This window comes from Chryseosolibacter histidinae, assembly GCF_018598225.1.
Taxonomy (GTDB): domain Bacteria; phylum Bacteroidota; class Bacteroidia; order Cytophagales; family Cyclobacteriaceae; genus Chryseosolibacter; species Chryseosolibacter histidini.
Genome location: NZ_JAHESF010000009.1, coordinates 151,876 through 167,138 on the forward strand (window position 1 = coordinate 151,876; position 15,263 = coordinate 167,138).

Genomic DNA, 15,263 nt, shown 5'->3' on the forward strand with positions numbered 1-15,263 from the left:
TTTCAGTCCTGTCAACGTGTACTCTTTTTTCTAAACGATACCTCCAGAAGGATCGTGCACGGATGGGCTCATCGATCGTCAGCAGATCTTTTGTATACCTCTTTGCAGCATGCCTTGGTTTGCTCACCTCATTCTCCGCGGTTGGACAGACCACGCAGACGGTGACGATCACAACACCCGGTGCTAACAGTTGGACCGTTCCGGCAGGCGTGAGCCGCATCACTGTAGAAGTGTGGGGCGGTGGCGGCGGTGGTGGTAATAGCGATAACACCACTGATGACGGTGGTGGTGGCGGCGGCGGCGGTGCTTATAGTATAAAAGTATTTAATGGCCCATTACCGGCATCTTTCAATTACTCTATTGGTGCAGGCGGAGCAGGTGCTCCGGGCAGCTCAGGCACCAATGCTATCGGTGGACAAGACACGTGGTTCAGCAGTGCCACCACGCTCATGGCAAAAGGAGGTTCAAGGGGAAGAAGTAGTGACGAAGGTAGCAACGGCGGAAATGGCGGTGCAGCAGGCTCAAGCATTGGTGACAATTCATACTCTGGAGGGTCCGGAGCGAACGGAGGCGATACAGGCGGCGCTGGCGGCGGTTCTGCCGGACCAAGTGGTGCCGGGAATAATGGGAGCGGAAATGGTGCTACGAGTGCCGTGACCGGCGGTGGTGCAGGCGGAAATGGCGGTAGCACTGGAAACCCGGGCGGAGCCGGTGGCGCGCCAGGTGGTGGCGGGGGTGGATCGAACGATATTGCAGCGGAAGCCGGTGGCAATGGCGCTAACGGCCAGATCGTCATTACTTATGTAGTTCCGGAAGCGTTTACGGTTGGAAGCGTTACTGTAACCGGAGGCACGCTGGTAGCAGGACGCTGGAATTCCACCAGCACCGGCGTGAACGTGCAGGTACCCATCGACAACGATGCTACACTCAATGGTGGCAATGTACAGCTTCAGGCTCGAATCTCTTCAGGCTCTTTCGCCAACGTTGGCTCAGCAACAGCGCTGGCTGGCGGCGATCTTGGTACAACAAAAACCATTGCACTCACGGCTGTGCAATTCGAAGGCATCGCCAGCTTTGCTAATGGAGAGACCATTCAGGTTACAGCCATCATTACCAACAATCAGGGCAACAGTACAACAGGCACTACCAGCGCTTCAACCATTCTGGTAGATCAGGCCTCCCCTGCTGCATTCACGGTAGGCACGGTGACTCCGACAGGCGGCACCGTGGTGGCAGGACGCTGGAACGCAAGCAACACAGGCGTTGATATACAGGTACCCATCGCCAACGATGCATCGCTCAACGGTGGCTCACTGCAGTTGCAGGGACGGATCTCTTCAGGCTCATTTGCAAACCTTGGCTCGGCTGTAGCGCTGGCGGGAGGTGACATCAACGGAACCAAGACCATCAGTCTCACCGCTGCACAGTTTGAAGGCATTGCTGGTTTTGCCGAAGGTGTCACCCTTCAGGTAACTGCGCTTTTAACAGATGCGTCCGGCAACCCCGCAACAACGGGTACACAAAGTGCTACCAATACTGTGGTTGACCAGGTTGCTCCTGCTGCCTTTGCTACGGGCGCTGTTGTCACCACCGGTGGTAATGTGATAGCCAACCTCTGGAATAATACCAATACCGGCATCAGCGTAAGCGTGCCGGTAGCCAATGAGGCCACCCTTAACGGTGGCTCCATTCAATTGCAGGCAAGGATCTCTTCCGGTGTTTTTGCCAACATCGGTTCTGCCTTAACCCTGGCTGGCGGCGACCTCGGTACTACCAAGACCGTAACAGCTACCAAAGCACAGCTCGAAGCCATTGCCGGCTTTGCTAACGGTGAAACAATAGAGATCACTGCTGTCATTTTCGATATTGCAGGAAACGGTATTACGGGCACCACGAGTGCTTCAACCCTTGTTGTAAACCAGACAGCTCCGGCTGCCTTTACCGTAGGAACGATCACCACTACAGGTGGCACTGTTGTCAGCGCACACTGGAACGCCTCCAACACCGGCGTGGACATCCAGGTGCCGATCGCCAACGATGCATCGCTTGACGGAGGTTCTCTGCAGCTGCAGGCACGGATCGCCTCGGGATCTTTTGCCAATTTTGGCGCTGCCGTACCGCTGATCACAACCGACGTAAATACGACCAAGACCCTCAGCTTCACGGCGGCACAGTTCGAAGCCATCGCCGGGTTCGCCAATGGCCAGACCGTTCAGGTTACCGCGATCCTGACCGATGTAACAGGCAACGTCACCACAGGTACTCAAAGCGCCACCAATGTGCTCGTAGACCAGGCTGCACCGGCCGCCTTCACCGTTGGCACTATAACAGCCACAGGTGGTACAGTAGTAGCAAACTTCTGGAACAGCACCAATACCGGCATCAATATCAGCGTGCCCGTGGCCAATGACGCTTCCCTCGACGGAGGCACCGTTCAGCTGCAGGCGCGGATCACGTCCGGAAGCTTTGCCAATCTAGGAACACCCGTAGCAGTGGTCACAGGCGATATCAACGGCACCAAGGTTGTTAGCATCACAGCAGCGCAGTTCGAAGCGATTGCAGGTTTTGCGAATGGTGAAACGATTGAGGTCACCGCCATTCTTGCAGACAACGCAGGCAATGCTACCACCGGTACTACCAGCGCAACAACCATTGCCGTTGATCAGGCAGCTCCTGCAGCCTTTGCTACAGGCTCTGTTGTTACACTCGGAGGTACGATCGTTGCCGGAAGGTGGAACGCATCCAATACCGACATCGAAGTTCAGGTACCCATTGCGAACGACGCCTCGCTGACCGGCGGATCGGTGCAGCTGCAAGGCCGGATCACATCCGGAAGCTTTGCCAACCTGGGCAGCGCCGTTGTGCTGGCAGGAGGCGATCTCAATACAACCAAGACCATCAGCCTTACCGACGCGCAATTTGAGGGCATCGCAGGCTTTGCGAATGGCCAGACCGTGGAGATCACGGCTGTTCTCACCGATGCTGCAGGGAATGGCACTACAGGTACAACCAGCGCTACAACCATTGCAGTTGATCAGGCCGCACCTGCAACCTTTACAGTAGGAACAGTAACGCCTACCGGCGGCGTTGTGAAAGCAGGTCGCTGGAATGCATCGAACACCGGCGTCGACATTCAGGTACCCGTTGCTAACGACGCTTCACTTAACGGTGGTTCCATTCAGCTGCGCGGCAGAACCACCTCGGGAAGCTTTGCTAACCTGGGGGCCGTTGTTATGCTGGCAGGTGGTGATGTGAATACAACCAAGACCATTAGCCTCACCGATGCACAATTCGAAGGCATTGCAGGCTTTGCCGATGGACAGACCATCGAGATCACGGCCGTTCTTACCGATGTTGCCGGGAACACAAGAACCGGTACGGCAAGCGCCTCCACCATTGTGATCGATCAGACCGCACCTGCAGCTTTTGTCGTGGGCAGCGTAACGGTGACAGGTGGAACGGTGATGGCCGGCATCTGGAACAACACCAATACCGGTATCAATGTTCAGGTGCCTGTTGCCAATGAGGCTACGCTGGACGGCGGTTCCATCCAGATCCAGGCCAGGATCGCTTCGGGATCCTTCGCCAACGTCGGATCAGCTGTGACTCTCGCGGCTGTCGACCTCAATACAACCAAAACCATCGCCATTACCGCAGCCCAGCTCGAAGCCATTGCTGGTTTTGCAGATGGCGAGACCGTTGAGATCACCGCCATCATTTCCGATGTGGCCGGCAATGCTACCACCGGTACCACAAGTGCTACAACGATCGCTGTCGATCAAAGCGCACCCGCGGCTTTCACCGTAGGCACTGTAACACCTACAGGAGGCACCATTATCACAGGACGCTGGAATGCATCCAACACAGGCGTAGATATCCAGGTGCCGATCGCCAACGACGCCTCCCTGAATGGTGGTACCCTTCAACTTCAGGGAAGGATCTCTTCCGGAAGCTTTGCCGACCTGGGAAGTACTATTGTGCTGGCAGGAGGCGATGTCAATACAACCAAGACCATCAGTCTTACAGATACGCAATTTGAAGGCATCGCCGGATTTGCGAACGGTGTAACGATCCAGATCACCGCCATTCTCACCGATAATGTCGGCAACAGCACCACAGGCACACAAAGTGCCACCAATACAGTAGTAGACCAGACGGCTCCCGCCGCCTTTACGGTAGGTACTGTGACAACAACCGGTGGACGGGTGGTTGCCAATTACTGGAACTCCACCAACACCGGTGTGGATATCGTAGTACCCATTGCCAACGATGCTACTCTCAACGGCGGTTCCGTTCAGCTGCAAGCCCGCATCTCTTCCGGTACGTTTGCCAACGTAGGTTCGGCATCTGCTATCGCAGCCGTGAATACCAACAAAACCGTATCACTTTCGGCAGCACAGTTCGAGGCCATCGCCAGCTTCGCAGAAAATACTGACATCCAGATAAGGGCTGTCATAAGCGATGTGGCAGGCAACGCTACTACAGGAGCTCAAAGCACTACCGTGCTGCACGTGGATCAGACGGCTCCTTCTATTGCCAGCGCCGTGAAGGTATACGCTAATAAAGGTGGTGGTCCTGCCAACGGAGGCGGTACCAACAACCACGAAGTGATCCAGTTCACGCTGTCTGAAGACATCACCCTGACACACGGAACATCTCCGAAGTTCAGCGGAACCTACGGCAACCAGGGCTTCAGCGTAGATGACGGCGCCGTTGGGTCAACAACCTATGCAAACAATGCTTCAGCCAACACCATCGACGGTACATCGTTCACTAACACCAGACTGATCTATCTTGAAAGCTCCGGCAACAGCAGCAACTGGTCTGTTGCCAATGCCACCAACGTTCAGTACGTGCCCAGCGGCGTAGGCGGATCGGGCAACCTGATCATCGACATTGCCGGTAACGAAATGTTGACCGATATCAAGCCGGTTACGAATGGCGATGCGATCAAACCTTTTATTTCACCTGATGTGATGACTCTCTATCCCCGCGCAGGCAATCCCGAAAAGATCGTCTTCACCATGTCTGAAGAGCTTGGCCTTGCATCGGGCGCGGCGGTGACCGGGTTTTTCACCAGCACAGGAGCAGTTGCTTCTGCTGTTTATACAGACAATGCGGGTGGCGCTCCTTATACGATCACACTGACCAGCTCCGCTAACGGCGACTGGACCAGCAGCACCACCGTGAGCTATACAACAGCATCTGGCGGAAACGTGAAAGACGTTGCTACCAACGAGATGAACACGGTTACGGCACACGCACTGGTCGTAGAAACTGACGCACCTGTAATTTCGAGCGTCAGCATTCCCAATACCCCGATGAAGGTTGGTGATGTGGTAACTGTAACGATTACCACGACCAACGACGATGGCGACGATCCGGTCATCGTTGCAGGCAGTACCATTGGTGGTTTCCCCTTAACTTTCACCAATGCGGCAGGAACCTCCAAGATCGCCACTTTCACCGTTGCTGAAGACGGCACTGACGTTGCAGCGGGCTCCAATATTCCTGTGACCCTCACCTTACAGGATGGTCAGGGCAACACAAGCACTACTTATACAACTGCCATCGCGCAGGGCAATGACCGCATCGACGCGAATGCCCCCACAGTTGTCTCCATCACAAGGGCGACTACGGTCAACTCATTTTCTACAACGGGTGGCACTACCGCTACAAGCGTTGTCTACCGTGTTACATTCTCTGAAAACATCGATCCCGCTTCGATAGATGCCAATGACTTTATTTTTACCCCCACAACCAGTATTGGAGGTACCCCCACCATCCAGGCACCCGTAGCATTTTCAGGCACCTCGGTTTATGATGTTACCGTGACAGGATATACCGGTACTGGCAGGATCGAACTGATGTTCAAAGACAGCGAAAACGCGCAGGCAGTAATGGATATTGCAGGCAACCCGGTGATCACCTCTGCTTCAAATACAGATGGCAGCGTAACCGGACCTTTGTACACCATCGTTCTGCCTGAGCCTACTGCCAACGCCTCCGGCCTGAGTGTCACCGTCAACAACACAACCAGCATCACACTCAACTGGGTAAATCCAGTTGCACCGGTGCAGCCAGCGAGCCAGTATCTGATCAGAGTAAAAGGCCCCGACATCAATGACGCGCCCGGAAGCTATACGCCCGTTGCGGACGGCACCTTCCTGACCCCCACTGATCTTAACTTCAACGACGGAAACGGCTTCCGTTATGTATCAGCAGCAGCGACGGCAACTACTTTCACCACATTGCTTTCCGGCAAAACGTATGATTTCGAGATCATACCATTAACGGTTGTTGTGTCCAACGATAACCGTGATTATTTATTTACAGGTAACCCCACAATCCAGGGAACAACACCTGCCGCTGAGCTCGGAGCTATCACCGTAGGCACCACAGCGCCGCCGCTGACGATCTCATCGCTATCAACATCATTCACCAATAAGAATTTTACTTTCAAAGTACAGGACGACGGTCTTTCCCTCAGTGCCGACAACTCCAAAACACGTTTTGGAACGCTTACCATTTTTGAAGGAAGTGGCGATGGCATAGCAAACTGGGCGGATGTTATTGCCGAAGCCGAATTGAAAGATATCACCGAGGGCAATACGGTAACAACTACTGTAATCGGCACGAATACCATCACGTTCACCTTGCCAACAACGGATAATGCCGCCGGTGAGCTTGACGACAATGAACTGAAGGAATATGAGTTGCGTATCAGGCTCAAGGGCCCGATGGATAATTCGGCGGGTGACAACATTGATAACAGTGAATTTGTATTCAATGTCAATGCCAGCAGCTTCACTTCGTATGTGGCCGGTTCTTCCAAGATAGAGGCCGCGCAAACACAGAGCTCCAGCACGGGTGCCAACAAGGTCGATGTTATCGCAACGCAGCTGGACTTCACTGTACAACCTCCCGGCTCTGTCTTTGTATTGGCTGATCTGACCACACAACCTGTGGTACGTGCACGGGATACCTATGGTAACACTGATGCTAACTACAATGCAACCCTGACGGTATCAAACGCAGGCAACCTGCCTATATTCGACGCCGCCGTTACACCTCCTGCGTCTGCCGTTTCTACCACTGCTGTTACAATGGTGAACGGTATCGCTACCTTCCCGGTGAACTTCAGGTATGGAGAAAGTGGCAATGGTACGTTATCGGTAGATGACGGTAACCTCGCCACGACCAATACCGGCAGCACGTCGGTCACGGTAATCTATAGCAGTACCACAACGATAACAGCTGGGGCTAATACTGAACACCAGAACCTCACATCGCTTGGTACAGGCCTGTATTCACACATGGTATTTGATTTTGAGATCAAAGACGACAATGGCAGCGGCGGTGACGGCGCTCCCACACGTCTTTCGCAAGTAAAGGTTTCGGCCCGCAGCGGGTTTGCTGACCAGGTCAGCAATTGGGGAGACGCGATCGCAGGAGCCATACTTTACGACAACAACAATAGCTTCACGATCTTCAATGCAACCTCTATAACAGCAGACGAGATTGTATTTAATGGATTAAATAATGGTCCAGGACAGAACGGCTATATTCCGGATAACGGGGCAAATCGCTACCAGGTATATATCTGGTTCAAAGCGGCCATGGGCGGAACACAACCGGATGAGATCGATAACAAACGTTTTATCCTTGAGGTCACTGAGGCGGATATAACACCGCTGGCGGCCAGCAGTAAGATCGATCCGGCTGCTGTCACTCATTCTGATGCCAATGGCGGTCTCAACAACAACGTGCAGGTGATTGCCACCAAAATGGTATTTACCGTCAATCCTCCTACTCCACCCACGGATGTGCTTGTAAATACCGATCTGCCCACGCCCCCGAAGGTTGTGGCGCGTGATATCAATAATAACCGTGACTGGGATTATGAGCCCGTTACAGGTGTGGTGGTGACCACCGAAGGAAACCTGACCACGGCTAATCCGCCGACGTCCACTTCGGGCATTCTTACATTCACTGACGGCGTACTTACTTTCCCGGCCAACTTCAAGTATACGCAGGTTGGCAACGGCAAGGGTCGGCTTACCGTCAGCTCTTCTGTGGTAGCTGCCAATGGGGCTGCTCCGTCTTCGGCTATCGGCACCGATGTTAAAGTAAGGACTGCAGCTTCGACAACCATCACCGCCATCGCTGCCTCTTCGCCTGACTTTATCTCTTCGCTGGAAACATCCGCTCCCGGCGTGACGGTCTTTGAATTTGACGTTGAAGACGACGGCGGAGCAGAAGATGACGGTGTAGCGACGCAGATCACTTCCCTGAGTATTACATACGGCGGAGGTGACGACATTGCAGGCTCCAGCAACTACAACTGGACAGACGCCATCGGAGGCGCTACCCTCAGCGACGAGCATAATAATACGGTGTCAGTGGCAACGATCAATAGCAACACATTGATATTTAACCTGACCGCAGGTGCGGGCCCCGCTCTTGGCCTCGTTGCTGACGGAGACACAGAGACATACACCTTGAAGCTCTGGCTTAAAAATCCGGTTAGTCCCGCACTGGCTGCGGAGATCGACGGTCTCAATTTCGTTTTCGATATTCAAACTGCCAATATCGCCACGTACGCCGAAGGATCCGGCATTGCTCCGAGCCAAACCGGGAATTCAGGCTCCACCAAAAACGTGGTGGATGTAGATGCCACACAACTCGACTTTACAACACTGCTCCCGGGACCTGTTTCAGCGAGCATCAATACCCCGTTCGCCACAGCTATCAGAGTGGAAGCACGCGATGCCAGGGGCAACACAGATTTGGATTTTAACGGAGATATTACAGCCTTCTCCAATACAGGCGCCGGCACCCCTAGCCCCGTACAATTGAGCATGAGCAATGCGCCGAATCCTTCTGACCCTTTAGATGCCTTTAGCTTGGGTGTTTTCACGTTCAACGGCGGCTTCCAGTTCACGAGCGACGGAAATGGTGAAAACGGAGCGGGTACCCTTCACATGACCGCAGGAGGCATTACAGGAAACTCACCCAGCATTACCGTACAATCTTCTTACGAATCAAAGCTGGTGATCAATCCGGTGATCGCGGATCCTACCATCGATTACATTAAATACCAGGCCACAAGCCCTGGGTTTGACCTGACATCTTCCAACAGCGTGATCCTGTCAGAGTTCACCCTCTACGATGGCGATGCAGACGGTGATATCGACGGTGCCAATACGATCCTCAGCTCATTTACGGTATCGATCACCAACTCAGCCAATATCAGGGACGTTGCGTTGTACAACGCAGGCGGCACCGAAATTCCCGGAACGGAACAAACCGTTAACGGTGCAGCTACAGTAACCTTCAGCGGACTGTCAATCACAGCAGCGGATATGAACGGACCGACACAAGGTTCGATGAACTTCACACTGCGTGCTACCTTCATGGACAACAATACCGACGTCAATGACGGCGACCTGATCGATATCAAAGTAACCGCTGCCACATTAAGTGTAGGTTCCAGGTTCATAAAAAGTGTGGGCGCGGTGGATTATGATCCCTTGTATATCGGCGGTGTGTTAAACGGCTCAAGTGCACCACAGCAGAAGATCGAGATCACGGCAACAAAACTTGATTTCACCACGCAGCCAGACATATTTGCCGGTATCAACGAACCTGTGATCACAGGCGTAGTTGCAGCGCATGACCAGCTGGGATTACTGGACGAGGATTTCATCTTACCTGCCGCCCTCAATACACCCGGTGCAAACATCAGCGCTGGCACGTATACATTCAGCGGAGGTGTGCTGGATCTCAGTGGAATGCAATACAGCTCGGCGGGTGATGGTACGATCACAGTTACGGCAGGAACGCTTTCAAGCAACGCGACCGGTTCCGTGGATGGAATTCCCAATGTCTCAACAACCTGCAATCATATTGATGTGATCCATGTCACCGCTACGGAAAACACCAATGGTGTTATCTCCACGCCGAACCTCAAACGCGGCGCCAGCGAGGTTGTGATCTTTGGCATTACCTTCAATGCACAGCACTATACATCCGCGCAGCCTGAGTTAAAAGGGTTCTCGTTTATTTTTGACAAGCCTTATAAAACACAGACTTCGACGACCTTCAAAAACTTCAAGGTCTTTGAATCCACCAATGGCGTTTATACAGGAGCGACACTTGTTACGGGCTTTGGTGGAGATGTTACAGAACAACAATCTCCGTTGCTGCCCCTTGGAACACCTTCGGCCGTGAAGGACATGGTTACAGTAACCTTTGCCCCCGGCACTTACCGCAACCTGCACAATCCTTCAAGTCCGCTGACGTATTACCTGGTGGCCGATGTTGATCCTACGGTGACCTTAAACACGCCAAAAATAAGGGTTCAGATGCTTGATGACGGCTACTACAGCTCGCCTAATACGAACGCCAGCATCCTGACCACAAAAGGAAGCGCTACCGCCAATATCGTGGGCAAGGAGTACTCATTTGCCTCCACAAGGCCACCGTCACTGGTAAGCTCTTATCCGAATAACGGGCAATTGAATGTCAATCCCGCACAGAATACCATCAGCCTCACTTTCGACGTTGGTGTGTGGAGCCTTGACGGCATAGCGAAGCTTTATGATCGTCAGAATAACAAGCTTGTAGACACCGTTTACGCAATCAATGGGCGTTATGCGATGGGAGAACCTGTTGCGGGATCTGTCACCAACCCTACACCGCTCACGTTCCAAATCCCAAGTACCGCAGTACTAAAACCTGATAGCGTTTATTACCTGACCATTGAAAAAGGCACGTTCGATCCGATATCGAATACAGGTAAAGGTATCTCTGACGATGGCTCCAACCTTTTTGGTGGGATCTCTTATAATGGAACGTTGTACTTCAAGATCGCCAGCAATAATCCGCCCAAGCTGAAAGAGACCGAACCGCTCAGGTATTATCTCACACAAAGCGGCGGATCTTTGAACGCGTCATTCGATCAATTTGGTAAGGCTTATTTTATGGTTGTACCACAAAATGCTGCCAAGCCCACAAATACAGAGATCAAAGATGCTTTAAGCGGTTATCCGTCAGCGTTGGCCCGAGGCGTTATTGACATTAAGCAGATCTATCCCAACACGCAGTTTGGTACGTTTACGGCATCGCTGGCACCAGGAACCTATGATGTGTGGATGTATGCCGAAAATGACGCATTGCCTTCAGCGGTATCGACATCAGCGCCTTATGGCCCTAAAACTTCCGATCCAACAACCTCCTTTGCAGTGGGCGGAGGCTCGGCAGGAAATCCTACATTCAAGATCACAATTCCCGTAAGCTCCGGGTCATTGTATCTGAATAACCCCACGTACACGATCTGTTCAAACAGCACAACCACGCTGGCCGATCCGATCATTATCGCGGAGGGGGTCTCAGGGGAATTCAACCACGGATCGCAGAATTTCAATGTTCTGCTTCCGACCGGGTTCGAGTTTGATACAGACGTCAACCCTACTATTACACTATCGGGTTCAGATTTCGATCAAACCGTTCCCACCAATCCGGGGCAGCTCAGCTTTTCATACCTGAGCGGATCAGTGCTCAATATCAATTTTATCAACAACAACAATGCGAGCATGGATAAGATCATTATCTCAAATATCCGGGTTCGCGGCAATACAGGTGCTTCCGGGGAGATCAAACGATTTGCAGGAAACGGCATTCCTACCCTCGCCGACGGCAGAAGGCTTGCTGGTATCTCCGCTATTTCAGCTCAACCGTTGACCTTTACCAATACCTTCGCTACCAATAATGATTTCACCTCCATCGGCATCAGCAATGTGGTGACTTCCATTCCGGATAATTTCATCGACAAGAACCTCGGGCAACTGGCGGTGCGCCTGACACCCAATGTTCCAACGGGAGATTACGGTCCCTTCTTCTTCAATGGGTCAGGCGTAACCAATGACGTGTTAAGCCTCACCGGTGTGCAGTTGAACAGTGCGTTCGATATCACCATGACGCATACCGATATGAACGGCTGTATCTCGACCAAGACCGATCAATACGAGGTTTATGATCACATCAACGCGATCCCTGCTTTGATAGAAAGCAGCCTGGGACCTAAGACATGTATCGACAACCCAGGATATACCAATGGCAATCCTGCTGGTTCGTTAAAAGACCCGGCCAAGATCGTTAAGATCAACAGCAAAGCAGGTTATAGCCTCCGCGAGCTCTATGCCAATATTCCTGTGACGGCAACCAAGCTCGATACAACACTGGCCAGCAATCCATCAACCGCGCAGATCATGCATGGTACAGCATGGCAAAACCTCGTCAGTCAGATCCCTATCGTGGAGACAGCTACTTCTATCGGTAAATCTTATAACTGGGACTATAGTGTATTGCTTCCTTTGAATCCGACGCTCGACCCCTTCAAATATTTCAGGGAGGTCACCCCGATGGGCCGCACGTATTATACAGGTGGTTCCATTGGCAAAGTTGAGTTCACAGGAAAATATCAAAGCACTGCAGATGAAACGATCCAGATCCCCCTACGACAGGAGATCGAGATCTTCATTCCGGCGATCCCGGTAGTAGAGGTTTCCGGCCAAACAGCGAATGACGGTGCGATACCTATTTTCTGTCAGAACGGAAATGACATCCTGATCAATGGATACCCTGCAGCGAATGCCGGTTCTTCCACGGGTTACTTTATGGTGACTGATGCACTCTCAGGTAGCATTATCTACAATGCCGGTGTGGTGACCAATTATTTCAAGGACAATGGTAATGGCACCGCGGTACTGAAGCCGTCTGGCATGTACAATGACTACAAAACCATGAAGATTCAATATGTGTACCAGGACAACAACTCGCCTTGCAGCAAGACCGCAGAGTTGTTGATTCGGATCGCTCCCAATCCTGTTGCACAGTTCACAGCGCTGAGCGCCAGCACACCCAACACACCGGTGAACACTGCTTATTGTGAGAACATCGCTATCAACTTTAACGCCTCGAGCTCGACGATTTTAAATGGCACGATCGTCAATTACAAATGGGATTTTACCGATGCCACCAATTCTGATGGAACGAACCCCAATGAGCCGGCAGGTGACAAAGCTACGGCTGAAATCGTCTCTCATAAGTTCAAAGCTTCAGCGGAATATAATCCGGTTCTTGTGGTAACCTCGAACTACGGATGCCAGTCCGATGCTTTCGATGTACCGTTGGCAGTTGGCGCAGTACCGGTGGTGAAGTTCTCATTCGATGGCGTTTCCACTGCCGATCAGGTCAGGTTCACCAATGAGTCTGAGATCCTGAGCTCTTCGACTGTCGGCGACGGCTACGCCAGACTGGACTGGAATTATGGCCACGGATCACCTGAAAACACTTCAAACCCTGCAACGGTGATGAACCATCAATATACCGTTGCGGGTAAGTTCAATGCTAACCTGAAAGTCACCAGTGTGCTGGGTTGTGTGAACGAGGCAACCAAACCGATCGTGATCGTTCCGCAGGTGAACCTCAACGACAACGTCGATGCATATTTTGCCGACTTCCAGTCGAACGGACAAGGTTATCAGGATGTGGCTGCAACGGGTGCCTCTTCATGGCAATATGGTATTCCGGCAGCCGGCACTGTCATAGGAGACGCCACGGATGACAGCAATGGCATATGGACCACAAGCCTGAGCGGAACTTACAATCCTAAAGAAAGGTCAGCGTTGTATACCGCCGCCTTCGACATCTACGACCTCATCAGGCCCATCATCACCTTCAACAGCTTCAGGAACCTGGGCCAGGGAGACGGTGTGGTACTGGAGTACTCCATCGATAACTATAACATCGCCGATGATGCAAGGAAACAATGGATCAGGCTGGGCGAGATCAAGAGCACCACGCTCACATCAACCGGTGTGAACTGGTACAACGGATTGAGCTTGCCTTCCAAACCTGGAGAACAGACAAGCGGTGACAACGGATGGACCGGCCCGGATCTCGAGTGGAGACCTTCCAAGCATTCACTGGCTGAGATCCCGAAAGCAGCCAGGCACAGGGTTGTATTCCGGTTTGCACTGGCCAGCGTTAGCGATAGCCCTACCGGCGACGGCTTTGCCATCGACGAAGTAAGGGTTGGTAACGGAACCAGGACCGTGCTCATCGAGAACTTCACCAATACCGCAAGCGCGGATGCTTCGGTCAAGGTTGTCAGCGACACGTTGAAGACCTTCCAGAAAGCTAACGAAGTAGGTCTTGAGGTCATCAAGCTGAATTACCACGTTGCCTTCCCCGGCGAAGATCCGTTCAACGTTCAGAACCCGCTGGATCCCGGCGCGCGGGCATTGTACTACGGTGTCTCCACGGTGCCGCAGACGCGCCTCGACGGAACGTTCAGCACCACACCCGGACCACTCTTCAGCCAGTGGGGTCGCCCCGAGTTCGACAGCCGCATCCTTGACCTTGCCAATGCCGAGATCAAGGTGAAAGCCGAGATCGTTGACAACGCACTCACGATCACAGGGTCATTCAAGCCGCTGCTTGACCTGGCCAGACCTACGATATTACACGTGGCCGTGGTGGAGAAAAACATTTCACTCACCAACAATCCTGAACTGAATTCAGGCCGGATCAGGAGCGGTGAAACTGAATTTGAATACGTGTTGAGAAAAATGCTACCGAACGGCGCGGGCACCAAGTATTCCACGCCGATCGCGTACGGGCAAACCGTTGAGTTTGGTCCATTCACCTGGTCGAACGCCACACTCTTCAAACCGCAGGATGACGTTCAGGTGATCGTCTTCCTCCAGGACGAAGACAGCAAGGTCATCTACCAGTCATTCATTACGAAGAGTGTCAACGACCCTGGCATCGTTACCGGCATCGAAGACCTCAACGCATCGTTCAATGTCTACCCTAACCCGGCAGACAAAGAGATGACGGTGGAATTACCGGAGACAGCAACACAACGCGCAACGCTGAGGATGTACGACCAGCTGGGTAAAGTGGTGGAAGAGTCATACTTCGAAAAAGGTGACTCCAAAAAGACCATCGGCACCGAAAGCTTTGCAGGCGGTGTGTACCTGATCCAGGTCGAAACACCGAAGGGAATCCTGAGAAGAAAAGTGATGGTGACACACAGGAATTAAACAAATCATACCAAACCCACGAAAGCCACTTCAGCAATGAGGTGGCTTTTTTATTATCATGAAACCTGAGGTGGTTGCTGCCCGTAATTATACACCGATGCACCCCAAAAACACCGTTGGTCCGACACTTGAAAAAGTGTGTTTTCCAAC

Annotated in this window: 1 protein-coding gene; it reads left to right on the forward strand. The window is 52.5% G+C overall.

Annotated elements, in window-relative coordinates; genetic code table 11:
* Nucleotides 1–62: 62 nt before the first annotated feature.
* Nucleotides 63–15,113 carry a glycine-rich domain-containing protein gene (locus tag KK083_RS11390; RefSeq protein WP_262899494.1) on the forward strand — a complete coding sequence of 5,017 codons (15,051 nt, stop codon included), beginning with the start codon at nucleotides 63–65 and terminating at the stop codon, nucleotides 15,111–15,113.
* Nucleotides 15,114–15,263 lie beyond the last annotated feature (150 nt).